The organism is Halococcus saccharolyticus DSM 5350, assembly GCF_000336915.1.
In the GTDB taxonomy this organism is placed as follows: domain Archaea; phylum Halobacteriota; class Halobacteria; order Halobacteriales; family Halococcaceae; genus Halococcus; species Halococcus saccharolyticus.
The window spans coordinates 1-21,961 of record NZ_AOMD01000030.1; the positions used below are offsets into that span (position 1 = coordinate 1).

At 60.1% G+C, this 21,961-nt stretch carries 14 protein-coding genes and 2 pseudogenes; 9 read left to right on the forward strand and 7 right to left on the reverse strand.

Annotated features, from left to right (window positions below; genetic code table 11):
* Together C449_RS13720 and C449_RS13725 are read left to right on the forward strand one after the other, a co-directional pair.
* Positions 1-624, forward strand: a pseudogene (locus C449_RS13720) (IS5 family transposase); the annotation flags it as partial.
* Between the two features lie 553 nt (positions 625-1,177).
* Positions 1,178-2,506 carry a sulfatase-like hydrolase/transferase gene (locus C449_RS13725; protein WP_049914261.1) on the forward strand — a complete coding sequence of 443 codons (1,329 nt, stop codon included), beginning with the start codon at positions 1,178-1,180 and terminating at the stop codon, positions 2,504-2,506.
* A gap of 150 nt (positions 2,507-2,656) precedes the next feature.
* On the opposite strand, the gene C449_RS13730 is transcribed toward C449_RS13725, so the two are convergent.
* Entirely contained in the window at positions 2,657-5,311 is a 2,655-nt protein-coding gene (locus tag C449_RS13730; RefSeq protein WP_049914263.1) for a hypothetical protein, read from the reverse strand.
* Between the two features lie 202 nt (positions 5,312-5,513).
* Here C449_RS13730 and C449_RS13735 point away from each other — a divergent pair, with 202 nt between their 5' ends.
* On the forward strand, positions 5,514-6,731 hold the full coding sequence (locus C449_RS13735) for an MFS transporter (RefSeq protein WP_006078644.1): 1,218 nt from the start codon (positions 5,514-5,516) through the stop codon (positions 6,729-6,731).
* Positions 6,732-6,836: 105 nt separating this feature from the next.
* Here C449_RS13735 and C449_RS13740 read toward each other — a convergent pair whose 3' ends face one another.
* The 4 genes from C449_RS13740 to C449_RS13755 form a co-directional block, all read right to left on the reverse strand.
* Complete coding sequence (locus C449_RS13740) at positions 6,837-8,141, reverse strand: RNA-guided endonuclease TnpB family protein (RefSeq protein WP_006078645.1); 1,305 nt, start codon at positions 8,139-8,141, stop codon at positions 6,837-6,839.
* 534 nt (positions 8,142-8,675) lie between these two features.
* Positions 8,676-8,936, reverse strand: a complete 261-nt coding sequence (locus C449_RS13745; RefSeq protein ID WP_006078646.1) for a lipoyl domain-containing protein — start codon at positions 8,934-8,936, stop codon at positions 8,676-8,678.
* Positions 8,937-8,941: 5 nt separating this feature from the next.
* Positions 8,942-9,967, reverse strand: a complete 1,026-nt coding sequence (locus tag C449_RS13750) for an alpha-ketoacid dehydrogenase subunit beta (protein ID WP_006078647.1) — start codon at positions 9,965-9,967, stop codon at positions 8,942-8,944.
* Complete coding sequence (locus C449_RS13755) at positions 9,967-10,986, reverse strand: thiamine pyrophosphate-dependent dehydrogenase E1 component subunit alpha (RefSeq protein ID WP_049914331.1); 1,020 nt, start codon at positions 10,984-10,986, stop codon at positions 9,967-9,969. Before C449_RS13755 ends, C449_RS13750 begins: the two co-directional genes overlap by 1 nt.
* 1,578 nt (positions 10,987-12,564) lie before the next feature.
* Between C449_RS13755 and C449_RS18390 the strand changes: the two genes are divergently transcribed.
* The gene (locus tag C449_RS18390; RefSeq protein WP_169316471.1) at positions 12,565-12,954 is read left to right on the forward strand and encodes a hypothetical protein; all 390 of its coding nucleotides are present in this window, start codon (positions 12,565-12,567) and stop codon (positions 12,952-12,954) included.
* A 552-nt stretch (positions 12,955-13,506) separates the two neighbouring features.
* On the opposite strand, the pseudogene C449_RS13765 reads toward C449_RS18390, so the two are convergent.
* Positions 13,507-14,723, reverse strand: a pseudogene (locus C449_RS13765) (RNA-guided endonuclease InsQ/TnpB family protein).
* A 548-nt stretch (positions 14,724-15,271) separates the two neighbouring features.
* On the opposite strand from C449_RS13765, the gene C449_RS13770 reads away from it, so the two are divergent.
* Positions 15,272-15,694 carry a hypothetical protein gene (locus C449_RS13770; protein ID WP_006078651.1) on the forward strand — a complete coding sequence of 141 codons (423 nt, stop codon included), beginning with the start codon at positions 15,272-15,274 and terminating at the stop codon, positions 15,692-15,694.
* Between the two features lie 1,543 nt (positions 15,695-17,237).
* Positions 17,238-18,860, forward strand: coding sequence for a potassium channel family protein (locus tag C449_RS13775; RefSeq protein WP_006078652.1), 1,623 nt, complete (start codon positions 17,238-17,240; stop codon positions 18,858-18,860).
* Positions 18,861-18,945: 85 nt separating this feature from the next.
* Here the strand turns inward: C449_RS13775 and C449_RS13780 are convergent, their stop codons facing one another.
* The gene (locus tag C449_RS13780; protein ID WP_006078653.1) at positions 18,946-20,133 is read right to left on the reverse strand and encodes a DUF3179 domain-containing protein; all 1,188 of its coding nucleotides are present in this window, start codon (positions 20,131-20,133) and stop codon (positions 18,946-18,948) included.
* A gap of 99 nt (positions 20,134-20,232) precedes the next feature.
* Here C449_RS13780 and C449_RS13785 point away from each other — a divergent pair, with 99 nt between their 5' ends.
* From C449_RS13785 to C449_RS13795, 3 genes are read left to right on the forward strand one after another with little or no spacing between them, the layout of a single operon-like run.
* Positions 20,233-20,745 (forward strand): TlpA family protein disulfide reductase, encoded by a 513-nt coding sequence (locus C449_RS13785; RefSeq protein ID WP_006078654.1) that lies wholly within the window; start codon positions 20,233-20,235, stop codon positions 20,743-20,745.
* Positions 20,742-21,515 (forward strand): cytochrome c biogenesis CcdA family protein, encoded by a 774-nt coding sequence (locus C449_RS13790; RefSeq protein WP_006078655.1) that lies wholly within the window; start codon positions 20,742-20,744, stop codon positions 21,513-21,515. The genes C449_RS13785 and C449_RS13790 overlap by 4 nt, the downstream gene beginning before the upstream one ends.
* A 39-nt stretch (positions 21,516-21,554) precedes the next feature.
* Entirely contained in the window at positions 21,555-21,905 is a 351-nt protein-coding gene (locus C449_RS13795) for a hypothetical protein (RefSeq protein ID WP_006078656.1), read from the forward strand.
* Positions 21,906-21,961 lie beyond the last annotated feature (56 nt).

A 21,961-nucleotide genomic window follows, 5' to 3' on the forward strand; every position in this document is an offset into this window, starting at 1 on the left:
TGGGCGATGCTCACGCTGCATGCACTCCACATCGAACTGGGCAAATCCTACCGCGTTGCGGTGGATTTACCCAGTGAGATGCCCGGCGTCCTTGACGAGATCGGACTCACGCGATTGCCTCACTACACCGTTCTCCGCACGTGGTTTGCATGGATTCCGACCACGACGCGCCGAGAAACGCACTGACCATGCCGCCATTGACTCAACCGGCTTCGACCGCGACCAGCCCAGCCGCCACTACGCCAACCGCACCCACTACCGCGTCCGAGCGCTGAAAGTCACTGCACTCGTGGATGTCGAAACGTTGTACATCACCGACATCCACTTGACCATCTCGAAGAAACACAATGCGAAGATCGGCCCGCAGGTCGCTCGGCGCAACGCCGGCGACCTGCGGAGCCTCGCAGCCGATTGAGGCTACGATGCGAAAGCCTTCCGCGACGAACTACGCAAAAACGGCATCAGACCGCTGATCAAACACCGCATTATGAACCCACTCGATCACGCNATCACGCCCATAACGCCCGCATGGACGGTGATCGATACCACCAGCGTTCCATGTCAGAAACCGTCTTCTCGTCAATCAAGCGCACGCTCGGCGCGAGTGATCTGCACAACGTTTGGACAGTGAGGAGAATCGGCTGCTTCCCTAGAGCGAAAAATCGAACGCCGGCAATGAGTTTGCTCGCTCCACTTACCGACCAGTATTCGGTTCTTACGCAGACCACTCCAGCCGAGCGTGCGCGAAGCTAGTAGAGCGTCCAGTAAGTCCGTACCCACCCTTCCAACGTGCCTATTCGCGAGATCTACGTTCCTGGGTACGTATACCGAAAATCTCTCTGTAGCACGCCTGACCAGGGTGGGTACGAACTTACTGGATGGTCCACTAGTGTGCTCGCAAGCGTCGACTGATGAGTGAAATCGAGTGACTGGCTCTTTCTCAGCTAGTCGGTCGAGACTTGCCGCCGTACTAGTGGTTGGAGCTTCGTGAAATGCTGCTGAAAGCCACCGTCTACAACCTCCGCCGGAGCGTCCGATACACGTGAAATCAACCGCTGTGTACCGAAACTACTGAGCCTTGTGTTTCCACCTTTCGTCGTCGAACGCCGATCAGAGCACCAATAGACGATCCACCATCACGGTAGAGTTATTTGTTTCCGAAATGAAGGCGGATCACATGACCAATGTCGCTGTCGTGGTCCTCGACACTCTCAGAAAGGACGCTTTCGACCGTCACTTCGACTGGTTGCCGGGTTTGCGATTCGAAAACGCGTATGCCACGGCCAACTGGACGGTCCCCTCCCATGCCTCTCTTTTCACCGGCCAGTACGCGAGCGAAGTCGGTGTCCACGCGAAAAATATGACCCTCGACTGTGGCGACCCCACTCTCGCCGAGCAGTTACGTGCGGCTGGCTATACGACGCGCGCGTTCAGCGCGAACACGAACGTCACGGGCTATTTCGATTTCGACCGCGGATTCGAGGATTTCAGGGCACCAAAGCAAGTCCAGCATTTGAACGACGATACCGTATTCGACTTTCGCGAATTCTCCCGCGATCCGGGTACATCACGGCCAATCCATTATCTCGAACTTCTCTACGCGATCACAACCGGCGACTCTGCGACGATCCCGTCGCTGGCCGCACTGGCGAGAAAAGCCATCGGGAAGAAGGTAACTGGAAAACACAACGGTGTGGAGTACGGGGGTCTCGTCGAGGCACGGCGCGAACTGGCCGACATTGAGTTCGGCGAGCAGGAGTTTCTCTTCTGCAATTTCATGGAAACCCACGAACCGTACCGGGTTCCACCCGAATACCGGTCTGTCGATGAACCCGGTATGACCGAGTCGGTCGGAGGACTTAATTTCGGTACTGCGAACACGGAACAGACGAAACAGGCGTACGAGGACTGTGCCAGATACCTCTCGGATGCCTACCGAAAACTATTCGATCAGCTCCGAACGGACTTCGAGTACGTCATCACCCTCTCGGACCACGGTGAATTGCTCGGTGAGTACGATGCATGGGGGCACGAGCACGGGGTGTACCCGTCTTTGACGCACGTACCGTTGACTATCTCGGGAGGCGGGTTGGACGGCGACTGTACCGAAACTGTCAGTCTCCTCGATGTTCATGCGACGGTTCTCGACATCGCCAATGTAGAAAGTGATTCCCGGGGACGCACGCTTCTGGAGGAGGTGGATGGACGCGAACTGCTAACTGAGTATCATGGTCTCACTTCGTGGAGCGAGGAGAAACTCGCAGAGAACGGCTACGACGATCAGATCGAACGATACGACCGGTCGCTTCGCGGGTACGCCTCGTCGTCGAATTTCTACGGCTATGAAACCCTTGACGGTTTCACGACAACGGGATCGGAGCAGATAGATGATCCCAAACGTCAGTTGCGACGGCTCGTTGCTGATCTCGATATCCGGGACGTAGAAGCGGACAACGAAATACCTGCAGCGATCGAAGATCAACTCGAACATCTCGGATACGCGTAACTCGGTAGGTGGTTTCTCAGGTCACCTTGAGCAACTGTTGTATCAATGATTTGAATACAATGGCCCGGTGGGAGGCAACGAATGGGGCCAGTACCTAGCCTAGCGGCTTGAGCGTTGGAAGGACGAGCACCGCCGCATAGATCCCAGCCATCACTCGGTCGTGATGGCCGCTCCGTCGAGCACGAGCGAACGAAGCTCGCCGGAATAACGATAGACGTCACGACTGCCGCCGACGAATCCGTTCGCACCGTCGTCGTGAATGTCCTCGTGATCGTTGACCCGGACGGGGGTGACGCTACCGCTCACTCGGAAGCTGTAGGGTGTCCAGGGTCCCCTTCCCCGGATAGTGATGGTCCGTTCCGAACGATCGAGTTCGACGCGAGCGTCGTTGTCGAGGGCAAGACGAGTGATCTCTCCAAAGATAGCGTAGCTGTCCTGACCGCTGCCGACTCCTCCGCCAGCGCTTGCCCCCCAAATGGAGTCCGAGCTGTTGATTCCGCGGTATTCGTCGACGGTGTCGCTGACGGCGAAACTGTATGTCGTCCACGATCCATTACCGTCGAAGGTGAGGATAGAGTCGGGATACTCGTCGGGATTGATCCGTCGGCCGTCGAGGAAGACGTGGGCGTCGCCATCGATGTCTAACGACTTGATCCCGCCGGAGAGTGCGTAGCTGTCGCGGCCAGCGATCACGAATCCCGAGGCAGCCGTACCGATCTTGTCGTCCTTGGCGTTGATCGACGCATCGTTGGCAGTAGTCTTTTTGAGTATGTCGTTGGCTGCCACGCTGTATGGTGTTCCGGAACCATGGCCTTCGATGGTGAGGACGCTATCGGGGTACTGATCGGGTTCGATGCGCTGGCCGTTGCGATAAACGGTAGCGCTGTCGTCGACCTGAAGCGCGGCGATCCCGCCGGAAAACGCGTAGCTGTCCCGGCCGCCGACGACGAACCCTGACACAGATGATCCCCACTGGTCATCGCCATCGTTGATCGACGCACCGTTGGCGGTGGATTTTTCGAGCGCTCCCCCAGCAGCGACGGTGTAGTCGGCTCTGGAGCCAGCCCCCTCGATCGTGAGCCTGTTGCCCGAGATACTCGAGGGATTCACCCGCTCGCCATCGAGGTACACCGATGCATCACCGCTGAGTTCGAACGCAAGTATCTCGCCGGAGAACCCGTAGCTGTCGGTACCACCGCCACCACCCTGCCCGGTCGCGGTTGACTCGATGATCGTATCGTTGCTATCGATCGTCGCGCCCCGTGCGGTACTTTTTCCGAGCTCGTCGCTTACGGTAAATTGGTACGAAAATCGTCCACCGTTGCTCTCGATCGACAACGAACGTGGGAGATACGCTCCCGCACCTTGTGTAGCGACCGGACAGGACCCGTTTGCGGTGAGATTGTCTGTGGTCACCTGACTCTTTGGCGAGAGCACCTGCTGGCCAGGTACGTCGATCGTACTGTCTTTCACAACATTATTGGGTGAATCATACAGCTTGACGCCGTCACGATCCGCGCCTGTTTGATTGATGCAGCAGCCCGTGACCGCGGAGTCGTCGCGCTGGTCGATCCGGACCGCCTCTGCTCCGTTAGATCTACCAGTGACACTCGTATTCCTGACGGTAGCTGTGTGTGGCTCCGGCGGCGGATTGCGGTTCCCGAAGCCGGTTGGTGCCTTCGCATAGAAACCCCGAATCTTGTCTTCCTCAACGCTGATCCGACTGCCGAACACGCTGTGGTCAGCTCCATCGCTGCCGACGACGACGGCACCACTGGAGTTCGTCGTCGAGACAATAGAAACATCACAGTCACGAACTTCGGCACCACCGAATCCGTACCGACCAGCTTCGAAGCGCACACCGCGGGTATTAAGTGCGTCGTTCGGATTTGGACTGTCGCTGTTATCGAGGTCCGCGCTGATGATTGCGTTCTCGACGTAACTGTCTCTGCTACTGAGTCGGACTTGGGTGATGTCGTTGTTTCGGAACACACCACCTTCGACCTGTACGACACCGCCGGTCCGACTGCAGTACAGCCCGTTGTTGGGAAACCCTTCGAACTGGCAGTTTCTGAGCCTGATGGTCCCCTCGTGACTGATACCGATCCAGACACCGACGCGGCCCTCTCCCGAATTATACGCGCCCATCAACCCGTCGTTCTTCGCTACGACGTTCGTGATCCTCCCGGTCCCACTCTCTGAGCGGACGATGGGGCTGAAGGCGTTGGTAACTTGGGGGTTTCCATCACCGTTTCCTCGTGGATCACTGTTCGGATGGATTCCCTGACCGATATACTCGACATCATGGATCTCCAGATTGTCGTCCGCACCGAAATGGAGGCCCGGCGTTGCACCCGACGCCCTCAAATCGAGATCGATGTTTTCGAACAGGAGTCCGGTGCCGCCATCAACCACCAGCACCTTTCTGTTGAGATCTGATGGAACTGTGAACCGGACATCGCCTTCACCGACAAAGCCAACGTTGGTTTTGTCGCCAATATAGTTCTTCTCGGTGAGTTTGTACTCTCCTGCTGGAAACTTCAGTAATGTATAATCGTCTGCTGCGTCCCGAATCTTCGCGTCACATGGCTCGTTGCCGTTCGGATCACAGCCTGCATCCGCAACCATATCTACGGTATTGTCGAACTGGATTCCACGCCGCGTGAACCCCGCTGCCGTCCCCGAAAGTAGTCCCGCCGATCCCGCGGCGGTGCCGGCGAGTTTGAGATACGATCGCCGATCCACCAAAAATGAACCCGTACTCTGTGTGTTGTTACTGGAACCCGTCCCCTCGTTGCGCTGCATCGATGTATTCCATTAACCTAAAAATGATAAAACTTGTGGCCGATGTCCGACATACTCTCTTCATTTTCACAACTAGATATTGTCGATATTTTTATTACTGTAGTCGTTCGTCAGTGGCGATCTCCGCAGGCAACCCGGAAAGGCATGCGGACTCTCAAACCCTTATCCGGTGACCCGACCTCCTTCCGGTAGCGACCTCCTGATGAATGTCTTTGGGACGATCCGCCACGAAGTGAGCGCGCTGTGGGCCGAGGGCAAAGGAAAAGCGCTCATCACGATCGCGCTCGGCTGGGGGCTGTTGAACGGGACGCGGATGATCTATCCCGTGTTGCTTCCATCGATCAGCACCGAGTTCGATCTCACGCTCACTGCTGCCGGATTCCTGGTGACACTGATCTGGGTCAGCTACGCGATCGGGCAGGTCCCTGGTGGTGTTCTCGCCGATCGATACGGTGAACGAACAGTGTTGTTGGCGAGCGTGGCGATCGTTACGGGTGCGCTGCTTGTGGTCGTGCTCGCGCCGACGGCCAGCCTCCTCTTCGTCGGCACGGCACTCGTCGGGCTCGGGCTCTCGCTCTACCCGGTGGCGCGGATCACCATCCTCTCGGAGCTCTACCCCGACCGGATCGGACGTGCCCTCGGTGTCACTATGGCGACGGGCGACACCGGCCAGACGCTTCTTCCGCTGGCTGCGGGTGTCCTCGTCGTCGGTGCGTGGCAGATCGGCCTCGCCTTCATCATCCCACTGCTCGTCGTGGTCGGACTCCTACTCGCTCGGATGTCGCTGCCGGCGACGACCCACGAGCGTTCAAATGACGACCTCTCGCTCCAACGGCTCACGTACGTCCTCGGAGAGCTCCGTCACCCAACGCTCCTGACGGTGGGGGTGCTCCTGTTCGTATACATCGGTGTGTTGCAGACGTTCTCGGCGTTCTATCCCACATACCTGATCAACGTCAAGGGCTTCTCGCCGGCAGCGGCAAGCGGCCTGTTCAGTGTGTTCTTTGCGGTCGGTATCGTCGCCAAGCCCCTTGCTGGCGTGGCCTACGATGCGATCGGGATTCGTCGCTCGCTCCCGCTCGTGCTGGGCGGTGCTGTTGTCGGATTCGCTCTCCTGCCCGTCCTCGACGGGTTTTGGCCGCTCGCTCTCGATACTGTGCTCATCAGCACGATGCTCGGCTCGGGCGCGATCACCCAGTCGTATCTCTCCGAGACGATTCCACCGGAAATCGAGGGGACGGGGTTGGGAGCGATACGTTCGGGGGCCTCGTTGCTGGGATCGACGGGGCCGGTGCTCTTCGGTGCAGTCGCCGAACGTGGACTCTTCGATACGGGCTATCTGCTGTTGGCGGTTCTGATGGGCCTCGTGACGCTGCTCACGCTCCGACTGCCGAGCGATCGTTCGCCCGATGTGGCGTGATCACACCACAGCACACTACAAACACACTACTTGACCTCTTCCACGCCCTGAACGACGTGGAATCCGACCATCGGATTTCAGGAGCCGTCGCGGCTCCCGTCGGTTTCAAGACGCATACGTTCCAAGTCCCGAAAAGCGAAGCTTTTCGGTTGCCAAAAGACGCTTCGCGTCTTTTGAAGCCGTCTGCTGGTGGGCTTCACCATCGGCTTGGCTGTCTTGTGGCGCGGTCAAACGCGCCCCATCCCCAGCCGAGTCATCGCCGTCCGTGTGTTCTCTTTGACGGCTCTCTCCGCTGGAGTAGCTGTAGCGATCAGCGATGTTCAGCGCGGCGTTCACGTCTGCTTGGTACTCCGAAACCCAACACTCGTCGTTCGTGCATCGAAACTCCGCCTGTTCGGGGCGGTATCCCGTCTCGTCACACACATGGCACGATTTGGACGTGTATGCGGGATTCACCGTCTCGACGGGGATGCCGCGTTCGGCAGCCTTGTAGCACAGTTGGGCGTGCATCTTCGCGAATCCCCACCCGTGCAGGCGACGGTTCATGTACGCGCCGTAGTTCATACTCTCGCGGATGTACGTGAGGTCTTCCAGTACGAGAACGGGGTTCTCGACCGACGTGGCGTGCTCAACCACAGCATCCGTCGTCGCGTGGAGGATGTGGTCTATCTGCCGCCAGAGTTGGTCGCCGAACGACTCGGCGATGCGCTCACTCCCACGTTCCTGAAGCCGCCGCGTGGCGGTGAAGTACGTCTTCCGCAGGCGGCGAATCTCTTTGCCCTCGTCGTTCCAGAGTGTTGGTGCAGTCGGGGTTCCGCGCTCGTCACGGTGACACACCGTGAGCAATGCAGATTCCCCGATGTCTACGCCAATCGGCGTCTCGTCGGACACCGAATCTGACCGCTGATCGACCTCCCGCGTAGCCACCATGTGGAGGAACCACTCGCCGTCACGGTCGAACAGTCGACACTCGCCCATGTCTGCGTCTCCCGCGAAGACGGCTTCGACCCACGGCCGCTGGTCGGGGTTCGGTTGGGCGGGAATCCACAGATGGTAGTCGTCGTGGTGGGGGACTTTCACGTACCACTCGACGGCGTTCTGTGGCTTGTGATCCAGCCGAACGCCCTCGTTCGTGAACCGAACGGGATGCTCGTCGTGAAGCTCGTCGGCGTCGTAGCTCCCACCGCACAGTTGCGGGACGTATTTCTTGAGGGCGTTTTTCGCGTAGCCCGACAGGTCGTACTCGACGACCACATCGTTCGCCGCCGACTGTGTGGAACAGCCCGCGTCGAAGGCGGCGTGGAGCGCCGCGCGGTAGGCGTCGGTGGTCTCGCGGAGCTTTCGCCGCTTGTGAGCGTTCGGTGAGACGAGTTTGAGTTCCAGCGTTTTCGTGACCTCTTGGACGCTCATGCTTGGGCGGCCAACTCGATCGCAGCTTCGATCATCTCCTCGCGGTGGTCCATTGTGATCGGAATCGTCGCTTGTAGGACGATCATAAGCAACACCAGGTTTGTCTGAAACAAAATGCTTGTCCTGCTCGATTGACGCTCTCACTCCGATGGAACTCTTTGAGGTTACGCTACAAACGTGCCAAGCCAATGTCTTGGGATCGGCCGGAACTCGTCAATTTCCGGGTTGAGGAGGCGTGACCCGTCTCAGACCACCTGTCTTCGAGGTTGGTCACTCCGTCACCCACGGGAGCTGCTGACAGTAAGCAAGCGGAGGCCCGCGACTGAAGTCGTGTGGAGGATATCACGATCTCAGTCCGTCTTGTTCGACCCGGCACTTTCTCCACTCGAACAACACCCATCCTGTGCTTTCCATCGGTGGTGGCGACGGCGGCTTTGCCGACAGATGCTGGTCCACCGATCGACACGTCTGATGTCGCGTCAGCTATATCTCATCACCGACGTGTCGTGTCATCAAACACCGACACGCTATCAGTTACGACGGCGAAATCCGTGCCAGCACGTCTCCGCGCCGGAACTCATCCTGCTCTTCGACCAGAACGGCGACGATTTCCCCACCGACTGGAGCCGGCACATCGATGCTTACCTTCTCGATTTGGATCTCGGCGATGGGGTCGCCTGCAGTCACAACACTCCCTTCTCGAACGAACCAGTTCGCGACGATCGCCTCTTCGATGTCCTCGGAATCGTCGGGCCACACCTCCTCTGTTTCGACTGCAACGGTATCGTCCCCCATGATTCTCAGTCGTGGATGTCTCGTACGGCCTTGACGATGTCTTCTGTACCCGGATTGACTTCCTGTTCGAGTGGGCGAGCGTATGGGATGGGGGCGTCCGGCATCGTCACTCGCCGAACGGCCGACAAGTCGTCAAGTGCGCCCTCTGTCGCCCGGGCAACGATCTCACCCGAGACACCGAACGAGTGGTAGTCTTCATCGACGACGACCAGCCGTCCGGTCTTGCGGACGGATTCTAAGACTGCCTCTGTATCGAGTGGAACGAGCGTCCGGAGGTCGATCACTTCGAGGTCGCTCTCTCCCGCCAGTTCGTCGGCTGCTTCGAGCGCTCGGTGGACGTGAAGACCAAGCGTTACCACCGTTACGTCCTCGCCCTCACGCTTTCGGTCGGCTTCACCGAATTCGATGGTGTAATCGTCCTCGGGGACCGGCGTTTTCGGTCCCTCTGGTGCCGGCATCCAGCCGATGCCCATCAAGCGTTTGTGGAACATGTACACGACGGGATCGTCATCGCGGATCGCGGTATGCATCAGTCCCTTGGCGTCGGCGGCGGTGCTCGGGACTACGACCTTCATGCCCGGAAGATGAGCGAACGTTCCGTACAGCGTCTGGGAGTGTTGGGCGGCGTCGTTGTAGGTCCCACCAACGGCAGTCATCAACACCATCGGCACGTTCACCGCGGCCCCGCTCATGTAGGTGTTCTTCGCCATCTGGTTGTAGATCTGATCCATTCCGACCCCGAAGAAATCCGCAAACATCAGCTCCGCGATGGGGCGCATTCCAGCCTGTGCAGCCCCCACGGCCGCACCGATAAATCCCGTCTCGCTGATCGGGACGTCCATGATCTTCTCACGGCCGAACTCTTCGAGCAGACCCTCGGTACTGTCGAAGATACCGCCGTAATCCGCGACATCTTCGCCCATTACGAATACGTCGTCGTTCTCACGAAGCTCCGTAGCGATAGCATCGACCATCGCTCGACTCATCGTCAGCTCGCTGTCGGTGGCTCCTTCGCTTTCGGTTTCGGCCATCAGTCGTCACCTCCTGTCTGTTCGGCCGTCGTCGACTCTGGGGCGGGTGTCCACCCCGCTGGCGGATCGGCGAAGACGTCTTCGTAAGCCTCGTCGGGTTCGGGTTCGGGTTGATCCTTGGCCCACTCGATGGCTTCTTCGACCCGGTCGTGGCTCCGATCGCGGAGTTCCTCGATAGTGCTTTCATCGATTCCCGCACTCTCGAGGGTGGTCTCCATCCGCGTGATCGAATCACGCTGCTTCGCTTGTTCTTCATCCGTGTCGGGACGGTAGCCCTGGGCGTCGCCCATGAAATGGCCCATTCGACGGTGTACTTGGACTTCGAGCAGTGTCGGGCCGTTGCCGTCACGCGCGCGGCCGACTGCTTCGTCCGCGGCTTCGTAAACCGCGACAGCATCGTCCTGATCGACTCGCCGGCCGGGGAGATCGAATCCACCGGCGCGTTGGGCACCGTTTTCGACATCGGTAACGCGGTCTTTGGGCATACTAATCGCCCAGTCGTTGTCCTCGATGACGAACACCACCGGCAGATCGTGGACGCTGGCGAGATTGAGCGATTCGAGGAACCCGCCCTGGCTGATCGCACCCTCGCCGAGATAGGCGACCGCGACGGAATCTTCGCCGCGCTTTTTCGCAGCGAGTGCAGCCCCGACGGCAGGCGGACAGCCCTCGGCGATGATGCCGCTGCACGCGAAGTTCACGTCCGGGTCGAACAGATGCATGTGGCCGCCTTTCCCCTTCGAGAGCCCCGTTTGGCGGCCGAAAATCTCGGCGGTCATTCGCTTGAGATCCACGCCTTTGGCGATCGCGACGTGGTGTGGTCGATGCGGCGCGGTCACGGTATCGGCATCCCGAAGGTGGGCACAAACGCCCGCGGCCGCGGCCTCCTGACCGGCCGCGAGGTGTAACTCTCCCGGGATCGGTCCAGCCGAAATGTCGAACGCCGGCTGTTTTCCTTCGAGGTACTCCTCTTGGAGGCGTTCCTCGTAGTTCCGAGCCGTCACCATCCATTCGTACATTTCCTGGAGTGTGGTGTCACCCAACATGGTATCCTCCTTAAGCAATGACGGCACAGACTCACATAAACATATATGCTGGATCTACCTCGAGAGTCGTGTTTCTCGGAGAACGATCCACGCTGTACCGAACGGAACAGTCTAAGTCGTCCAGAAGATATCAAGCGACCCCAGAGTGTTTCGAGTTACGTAATCTTAAGATCTGTCACAAATCAGGAATAAAGGAGCCGCACTCGCGACAGATGTCTGACCGCCATGGTACACCCTCGACGACAGGCTGAAACCGATCTCACCAGTCACAATATTCCTTGCGGACACCTTTCGGGTCAGATTGCATATAGTGGTGAAAGGGTCTCCGCAAGAAGGCATTAAATCGGCCCATGATGCCAAAAGGACTACTACAGCAACGACCGGTTCAGAGCGGGCAAATCCGGTGTGTCGTCGTCCGTTGACCCGTATTCGGCTACCGCCGAGTCTCGATCGACTAGTTCAGGAAATTCAGAGCAGTCGACATTTGTGGGCGTATTAGAAACATCGGATATCCGGATTTTGTGGGGTTGCATGTGATCGGGCAATAGCCGAAGAGAACGTTCTTGGCTGATAGTGCGACCTCACCCACTGAGCTGTACAGCATCGACGATTCTGGAGAACGCAACGACCGCCTGGTCCGGCTCAACTCCCGGAAATGTTCCGGCCACATTCCCTGCAGATATTTGGACGCCACGGTACATCTTCGATGACGGATTGGATACAATTACAGTCCGCACAGAACTCTTCTAGATTGTTTAGCGATGCTGGCATTGCTTGGACGTTTGTACTCACTATATGGTAATAAGTCTAATCCCTGATCTTGAAAGCCTGTGGACTCACATGGATTCGAATCTATACACAAAATAACTGCATAAACGAAATCCTCCGCACACCTGAGTCCACACCGATGGTGCATTGTGACCTCTTAAAATTACTCAGTTACACGACCACGATAAATTCACCACTAAGTCTCATCGCATAATCCCTGCGCGTTCGATTTGCTGACCGACAATCCTGCCGGGATAGGCGAGGACCACGGTCACGAAATAGCACAAAAATGTCCTGATGTTGCTGCGAACGGTCTGCCGCTAACCACGACGAATCGTCGTAGTGAGAATCTTCTAATGGTGACTAGAATTCGTTAACAATACTGCTGGTTTGGCCCGCTATCCTGTGGTGTTGAGCGGGGTACTGTCTGCGTTAAGTCCCGGTTCGGCAGTCTGGATCAACTCACCGTTGACGTATATCTCAAGCGTCACATTACCATCGTTCACTACTCGTCTGGGGCTAGCCCTTCCACCGAGCTGATAGACATCTCTCGCGCCATCACCCGTGATTCCCTGGGCGTAGGTCGATGCGTTGCTAACCACTTGGTCTGTGTTTTCAGTATTAGGGCCGAGCTGGATAGGGCCAGAGACGTACACTCGATAATCCGATGTTCTCCCTCCAACAGCCTGTACCGTCATCGTACGGTTGGAACTACCCGAGGATGTGGAACCATTCGTTCCCGTCTCTGTAACGTTTGGTGTGCCGGTGGCGGTTGGGGGTGGGGTGGGCGTTGGCGTCGCGGTTGCAGTCGGAGCGGGAATCGGTGTTGGCGTAACAGTTGATGTCGGTGTTGCCGTGTTCGTGTTGGTGGTCGTGCCGTTCGCACTGGCATTGCGCGATGCGGCCGAGTTGTCGGGCGTGCCGTTCACCTCGGTCGTGGTCGAGACTGGAGTGGTAGTCACCGTCGAAGTCGGAGCCGGGGTCGGTGTGGGGGTGGTGTCGTTCTCGACGATCGGTGTCACAGTCTCGGTGCTTGTGGATGGAGTCTCGGTTTGCCCATCTCGGTCGCCCGCGAGGGTTGCACACCCCGCAAACACCACCAACATCGCGACGGCGATCGCGAGGAGGGGCTTCGTTGTCATGCTCTGTGGGCGGTCGGGGATATTTAATTAGCTGGCGGCCGCGAAACCGTCGCCGGAAAGCGGAGTCTGCAGTAGTGGTGCGGTGACAATTTGGACACGGCGAAAACGTCTTTCTCGCGGCATGAAGAAGATAGGGGATGAGACGCTCCGAATCACCGCCTGTGGAGACCGTGGTCCCTACGTTCATCTCGGCTCAGGTGGATGCAAAGTATGTCGTGGAAGCAGGATGCCCGCAGCTTGACCGTGGGAAATATTCACGCAGGTGACTCAACCCAGTAGAAAAATAACTACTGGGACAGCAAGAAGCGAACCCAGCAAGACGAGTCCAACAAGGAGATATCCGGCGACGAACAGTCTTTCGATAATTCTGGATCGTGGATCTCTGCGAGAGGAACTTGATGATGAGAGTGAATTGACGTCCATAATTGGACGCGGTATATTTCGAACTTCTTCTAACTTTCGGAATAATTCTCGACAATACGCAGTCTCTCGATTACAGCGAAGTCAACGACTCCACTCTACCGCTCGGGCTGACGCCCTCGCGCTTGAGGGTGAAGCTTGTCCGTGGACTCGGCCTCAGACGCTATGTAGTGGCGTAGGCGGTAAATCCGCGCTTCGGCGTCAGCGTCCCAGACTTCAGGGCGAGCTGACCGTCGCCCGTCCGACGCGACGACTGGCGGCCCCGTCGGACGTAGCGCAACCCGATGTTTCGGGCCGCGTTGTAGTCGGCGTTCGCTTCGTGGTCGCACTTCCGACAGCGGAAGTGTCCCCGCGAAGGGCGATTCTCGTCCACCGTGAAGCCACATCCAATGCGCGAACAGCGTTTCGAGGTGTTCTCTGGTGGCACTTGTTCGACCGCGATACCGACCGCTTCGGCCTTGTATTCGACGTAACCGAACAACTGCCGGAACGCCCAGCGGTGTTGCCACCGCGCATCGGGGATGTTCTCGCGGATGTTCGTGAGATTCTCGAAGACAATTGTCGAACAGTCGTGGTCGATGGCTTCTTTGACGATACCGTTGGCCACCTGATGCAACACGTCGCGCGAGTGGCGTTCCTGTCGTCCCGAGGACTGCTTCAGCGTTCGGTGAGCACTTCGCGTGCCGGTCTGCTGAAGACCGCCACGAACGCCCTCAAAACGGTCGAAGTGGTGGGTGAGTTCGCCGCCGGGGAAGAACCGGGCCGTGCTCGTCACCGCGATGTTCTCGACACCGAGGTCCACCCCGAGAACCGTTCCGTCCTCGGCGGTGTCCGTACTCCGTTCGGTGTCGTTCCTGTATCGGCGAAAGCCGATATGCAGGTAGAAATCACCACCGCGTGCGGTGAGCGTGCTTTCGGTCGGTTCCCACTCGTCGCCGTCGAGATACTGTCGCTGGTAGCCGTCCGGGTCCTCCGGCAGTACGAGGTCCACACGAACGCGGCTGTCCGTGGTGGTGAGAGACACCGTTTCGTCGTCAAACAGCGTCATAGTTCGCGTGTCGTACTTCACGGTCGGTGCGGAGAACTCCGGTTTCGACACCTTCCGCCCCTTCGACTGGCGAGCGATACAGCCGGTGATGGCTTGTGCGGCTTGATGGGTGGCGAGAATCGCGTGCTGGCTACTGAGGTCGGTGTCCTCGCGTACCGTGTCGTAAGCGAGGGGTTGCACGTCACTCCGCGTGTTGCACTTCTCCATGCGAGGTTCGTAGCGATTTGGCATCCCCGCTTCCACTCGGTGATGGTGGCTTCGAGCGCGTCCCGTTGCTCACCGTTTACCGAGATGCGGGTAATCGCCGTCCGACGCACGTAGTCGTCTGCCACGTATTCAATGTAGAACCAGTAGCATATGAAGACACGGTGATGTCCAGCTACACGAACACGCTTCCTCCCCTCCCTACTCGCTCGCTTCCGCACCGCGCTCGCTCGTTGAGGAAGGGGACTCCGCGCTACCGGTCGTTGAGAACCGTCCTACCGACCACTCTGCGCCCTCGATTGTTGCTCTCTTCCCGGTCGGGAAGACTCCCTCAACAATCTACAATCTCCTGCTGTGTTGAATAGGGGTACGGCGGCAGGATGAGTGAATTAAGTCATGAATTGCTGGCCAGTTCGTAGACTGTTCTGAGCAAATCTTCCCCAGATCAACTCAGATTCCGATATAGCGAGATTTTCCAGTGGGAAAGAAGCCTCAAAGCAACTCTAAGACTGAGTGAAACCGCTTGGACCCCGACGCTCTCTGCCTATTCAACACAGCACAATCTCCCACAGATGAGCGAATCGTCCATCTGGGCCCGTAAAGCCCTCTTGTGGGGCTGGATGCTTGCGAGCGAGCGCTTCATGCTTTAGCCCTTGGACAAGTGACCTTGACACGCATGATCGGACTGTCCCTCGGCAAGAAAGCAGTGAAGTATGGATACAAGCGTGCTGGCATCCCCGGAGCGATCGCGACAGGTGGTGCAGCAGCGGCCGGCTATGTCGTCGTTAAGCGCGCTCTCAAGTCCAACACAAAGGACAACAACGTAGAGACAGCGATCGATACGAACGAAATCAAATCGGTCGTCCAGGAGAAGGGGGTCAGCGCAGTCACCGATAAGGAGACGCTGGAATCGGCCATCGACGAAGAGCAGCTCAACGACGACGTCGATATGCAAGACGTCCAGTCCGAGGCCGAAACCGAGGCCGAAGAGGTCGATGAAGAATCGGCCAGAGACGGTGACTCTGACTCGGATACCGACACTGATGACTCTGACTCAGATAGCGACAGTGACGATTCAGACAGCGATAGTGGTAGCTGAGGGAGCTAGGTCAACTACCCCGCCCTGCTCGACGGCAAAGCCGTCTCGCTGAGGACGGGGCTTGCGTGGCGGGCGGCGAAGGCTTTGTGGCGTCCGTCCGCCCTTTTGTGCCGGTGAGGTCGCCCGGCAGCGGCAATTTAATTGGACGTGACCTCGAGCTCTATCCCCAATCCGGGGAACGGAGAGGCACGTGGCGTCACGTTCGCGGTCGGCGGTCCGTCCTTCGCGGACCGGACGGGTCCGGTCCGCTGGGCCAGTTGACTGTGGCCCGTCGCCGCCAAGATAACCCGTCCTTGGCCTCGCGGAATCATGGCCGGGCACCCCTTGCGGGGCTGTCTGGTGCCCGGCGGCGACTACCCGATACAACGGGTTATCAGAGCCTAAGTCTTGTGATTCTAGTGTATATGCCCAGCGATACGAACGCGCTCCTCCCCTCCCTACTCGCTCGCTTCGCTCGCTCCTTGAGGAAAGGGACTCCGCGCTACCGATTCGTTGATCTTGCCGGGCAATAGTGAACCTGCCTCTGGATTCAACCCTCGTAGCACTCTTGCTGGTTTTCCTATGGATCTCTTCATGCGAGCGATCGCCGATGAATCCGCGGATAACAGTTTAACACTCAATACTTGTCCCCCGACCACTACGCGCGTCTGAGCGCATTCCGGAGGTCGGTCCGCCACCACCTCACGACTACAGGGACGCCGATAGCAATGCCTGTTGCGAGACCGGCGAGGAAGACGAGTTCGTTCATACCCGAATGTTCCATCGCCTTCACTAAAGAGGCTACCCGTGCACTCTGAAAGTGGAATCCGCCAAGAGAAGGCCTGAAAAGATGATAAATCGCCCATCCGGAATACTGTCTCTGTGGTGGCTGTCGCCGCTCGGTGTCGGTACTGCGATCCGCGTGGTGAATCCAATAGTAGTCGGTAGTCTTTTCTTCCAATATCCCAACTGTGGTCGGAAAACCTCGATATTTACGCCGAGGAGGATGTCATCATGAGCAGTACCCCACTCCTCGTCGGGATAAATTCTCGCCACGCGGCTCTCCGTACACGTGCTGCCGTCTACGATCGTGTTCGGATCGCTCTCCGATTCGTGGACTGGAGATGGGCGGTCAAGGACCGACCCGTCTCCCACTGATGCAACGCAAGACACGCCGATGATGGGGGTGGCATCATCCCCGTGCCCGCTTGCCCAAAGGCCGACCGGATGCCTGAATCAACTGCTTGCAACTCCCGGGATCCTGTTCTCACTTGCAGGGGGGGGGGACGGCGATAGCGCACGACGAACGCCATCGCAGCGGATCGGGTGCCCTCATGCCGGCGACCTCGCGTCCTGTGGAACTTCCATCCCCAGTCTGTCTCGGACTCTCACCTATAGGGATTAGCAGTGATGTCCGGAGATTCGTTTGTCGAAACCGACACCAGCTAAAATCGATCGACGAGAGAAACTATGGGTTTGGCTGCTAATCCCTAATGCTGGCACAACCCACCGACCCGAACGTTCTTTGTGGAGTCGAACGGAAGGACGCGAGAGTCCTCTCCCGATGAACACCTGGCAGCGTCGGACTGCGTACTCCCTTCTCGGGCTTGCGGTGTTGATGCTCGCCTACGCGCTCGTCTACGACTATGGGATGAGCACCTTCGAGAACGAGCCCGAGACGTTCCTCCACTCGCTCCAGGTCGTCGTCGAGACGTTCACCACCACCGGGTTCGGATCCGACGCGGGATGGCAGAGCCCGGTGATGAACGTGCTGGTGATCCTGATGGACCTCACCGGCGTGGCACTCATCTTCCTCGCGCTCCCGGTGGTCGTGTTCCCGCTGCTCGACGAGACGCTCTCGCGGAGCGCTCCGACGACGATCGAAGACACCGATCACGTCGTCATCTGTGCCTACACCCCACGCGGACGGACCCTGATCGAGGAACTCGACAGCCGGGACGTCAGCTACGTCGTGGTCGAACCCGATCGCGACCGAGCGGACGAACTTTACGAGGAGGGTGTCCGGGTGGTCCACGGCGATCCCGAGGCCCCCGAAACCCTCGAACGGGTCGATCTCGGGGCGGCGCGGGCGCTCGTCGCGGACGCCGCCGACGAGCAGAACGCCTCGATCGCGCTCGCGGCCGCCGACACCGCCGACACCAGGATCATCACGTTCGTCGAGGACGCCACGGTGGCCGACTATCACCGGTATGCGGGCGCAGACGAGGTTTTCTCACCGCGCCGACTCGTCGGTGAGAGCCTCGCGGACACGGTCACGACAGCGATCTCCACCGAACTGGGCGACGTGATCGAGATCGCCGGCGATTTCGAAATCGCCGAACTCCCGATCCAAGCCGGTAGCGATCTCGACGGCGTCCGGATCGCCGAGAGCGCGATCACCGAGCGCACCGGCGCGAACGTGGTCGGTGCGTGGCTCCGCGGTGAGTTCGTCAGCCCGCCCGATCCGAACGACCGGATCGACGAACACTCGATCCTGCTGGTCGCGGGCCACGAAGCAGAGCTCGAACAGCTGAAGGAGCTGACGCTCTCGGACACCCGTTCGCGACGGCGCGGCCGGGTCGTCATCGTCGGATTCGGCGAGGTCGGGACCACGGTGTACGAGGCGGTCTCGCGGGCGGGGATCGAGACCGTCGTCGTCGACCACGAGGACGATCCAGCCGTCGACGTCGTCGGTGATGCCGTCGACAAGGCCACGTTTCGGGAAGCGGGGATCGACGACGCGAACGCGGTGGTGCTCGCGCTGCCGGACGACACCCTTACCGTGTTCGCCACACTGGTCATCCGCGAGCTCGCGCCCGACGTCGAGATCATCGCTCGCGCGAAGGAGACCGCGGGCATCCGAAAACTCTACCGTGCCGGTGCAGACTACGTGCTCGCGCTCGCTACCGTGAGTGGGCGGATGCTCGCCTCCACCATCCTTGACGAGGACGTGATGAGCTTCGACAAACAGATCGAAGTCGTCCGAACACAGTGTCCCGCCCTCGGCGGCCAAACCCTCCGCGAGGCCGACATCCGGGCACGGACCGGCTGTACCGTGATTGCGGTCGAACGCAACAGCGACGTCCGGACTGAGCTCGGTCCTGAGTTCGAACTCCGGGCCGACGACGACCTCGTACTAGTTGGGACCGACGCGGCGATCAACCAGTTCGCCGCGCGTTTCGAGTGAGTCGATCGGATGGCTACTGCTCGGGCGATCGCTCGGCAGCATGGTTCGGCGTAGCCGTTCCTGTTCGGGATCGGATGGCCGCAGTTCAGCTCCCGTACACCTCGGTCTCGGGGTTGAAATCGCGCCACGCGAAGAAGAACATGGGCGAGGCGTCGTTGGCCCGCGGAAGCTGCGTTCCCTTGTGCGGCCCGTCGACCGCCTCGCCGGTGGCGCGCCGCCATCGCGAGCCGTCGGCGCGTATCGCGTCTTCGCCCGCGGGCTCGAACGACAGTACGTCTCCATCGATGCGGCGCTCGTAGGCGACGAGTGCGTCGCCCGAGTCGACCGTGACGACCACCGGAAGGTCGCCGACGCGGTCGTTGATCACGCCCTCGTTCGTGACCGTATCGAACGGGTAAGCGCGCGCCATCTCGTCGTGAGCGATACCGATGACGTCGGCCTTCGGGTGGAGCTGGCCTTCGTACTCCTCGCTCCCGATACCGATCCGGCGGGACTCGCCGTACCCAGCGTAGGGGTTGCGGCCGTAATCGCGCGGTCTCGCCCCACCGACTGCTCCGGAGGCCGGCGGTGGGAGCAGGACCTGTGTCTCGGGGTGCGTCTCGCTCCACGCGTCCCACGTCGTCAGCGTCGATGGGACGAGCGAGAGGGTCTCGCCTGTCTTCGGCCCACGGATGGCGGTCGCCATGATCTGGCTCCAAAGGCTGTCGGTCGCACGGTCGTACATCACAAGATCGCTGTTCCAGAGGAAGCCCGAAACGCCGAAGACCGTTTCCTCATCATCCACTCGGCGCTCGGCGGTGAGCCCGCTGCCACACAGCGGACAGTACGTCACGAGCAGCGGCCCGTCGAGTGTGTCGTTCACGATCTCGTGCCAGTTGAGGATCGCGAGCGGGTACGCCCGCGCCTCGCCGCCGCGCTCGACGCCGATCACGCGCTCGTTTGAATCGAGTTCCACCGAGAAGTCGCTCCAGTCGGTTCCGAACGCGGGGTCAGTGATCGCCGGGATCGCGTCCTCCGCCGCGCCGCGGTCGAGTTCGCTCCGGGGGACAGGGAGTTCGATGTCGCCGGCTTGTTGAGGCACACCGGCTGCCGTTCCGCCGGTGGCGGTCGTGTTGCCTGATCTGTCGGCGGCCGCTGGAGTGTCGGTGGTCGCCGAGGTATCAGTCGCCCCGTCCGTCCCACTGGAGTCGGAGCGGCCGGCGAGACCCGAACAGCCCGCAAGCACGGCGACCGTCCCTCCGGTGAGCGCGGTCAGATAGCGGCGACGGTCCATGAGTATCGTTATCGACCACCGGAGTTAACGCACGCGGGATTGTGCGCCTCGCTCTCACACGCGCTATACGGCTATGAAGCCGCTTCTCCAAGGGCTGGTATGAAACGGTACACTCGCCGGGTGGTCCTCGGTTCGGGTGGAGGAGTCGCGCTCGCGACGCTCGCCGGCTGTTCGGGCGTTCTCGGCGGTGCGGATGGGTCGGACACCCGGGAGATCGACACCGTCGCGGTCGCCGGCTCGCCGGGCGAGGCGGTGGCGATCCACCCCCAGGGACAGGTGGCGCTGCTCGATTTCTTCGGGACGTGGTGTGCGCCCTGCAAGCCCCAGATGGCCCACCTCCGGACGGTCGTCGAGCGATTCCCCGACCTCCACGTACTCTCGATCACCTGGGAAGGTGAGGCAGCCGTGGTGGCCGACTTCTGGCGGGAGTACGAGGGAACGTGGCCAGTCGCGCTCGATCCCGAGGTCCGCACCGGCGAGCGCTACGGCGTCCAGCGCATCCCGACGCTGCTCGTGCTTGCAGCCGACGGCACCGAGACGTGGCGACACGTCGGTCTCGCTGCTACCGACACCATCGCCGCGGAAGTCGAACGCACGATCGAGGCGGGATGATCGATCTCTCGGGACTGCGCCTCGGGTTCGCGTTCACTGCCGGCGCAGCGACCTTCTTCGCGCCGTGTGCGTACCCGCTGCTTCCGGGATACGTCGCCTACTACCTCGGCAGCGATGTCGACGGCGAAAGGGATCAGGACGGCGAAAGCGAGGAACACGGAGAGCGTGTGGAAAGCGAGGGCGAAAGCGGAGCGTCGGCCGGGGCAGCGACGGCGTCGCGGCTGCGCCGGGCAGCGGTCGTTGGCGTGCTCGTGAGCTTCGGGTTCGTGTTGGTCTACGGCGCGCTTGCCGGAGTCGTGGCGTCGGTCGGAACCCAGGTGCTCGCGAACGTGGTTCTGCTCGAACTCGTCGTCGGCGCGTTGCTCATCCTCCTCGGCACCGCGATGGCTGTCGGCCGCGGGCCGACCCTCCACGTCGCGTTCCCGGAGCGCCGGCGCTCGCCCGTCGCGTTCGTGGGCTTTGGGATCGTCTATGCCGCCGCAGCCGCCGGCTGTACCGCGCCGGTGTTCATCGCGGTCGCGCTGACGGCGCTGTCGAGCGGTCCGGCCACCGCGTTCGTCACGCTCGGCGCGTACGCCGCCGGGATGAGCGTGCTGATGATCGCGATTACGGCGCTGTCGGCGCTCGGGCGCGAGGCCCTCGTCCGTCGATTGCCGCGGCCACGGACGGTCTCGCGGGTCGCAGGCGTGCTCCTCGTGGCGGCCGGCCTCGCTCAGGTCTATCTGTTCCTGTTCCGATTCGGCGGGATCGCGCTGCTCGGTTTGGAATGAGGCCAGAACGAGTTTGACGATGGCGCGTGTGGCGGGGATATGGCCGGGATCGTCTTCTTCCAGACGGCAGCACTCGATCGGATGGTCGACTTTTACACCGAGCGACTGGACGCGTCGGTGTGGCTCGAACAGGCCGGCTGTACGATCCTCCGCCACGAGAACCTCCTGATCGGGTTTTGTGCGGGCGACACATCCGAGACCGAAGGCACGATCACGCTGTTCTACGACGATCGCTCCGCCGTCGACGACATGTACGACCGTCTTGAAGATCGAGCGCACGGCAACCCGACAGTAAACGAGGAGTACGACATCTACCAGTTCTTCGCCGAGGATCCGGAGGGCCGAACGCTCGAGTTTCAGACGTTCTGCCATCCGATCGATCCGTACTGAGCGCAGTGCTCGAACGGACGACCATCTTCCGCTGGCGGTTCTGTCTCCGCAGTTCG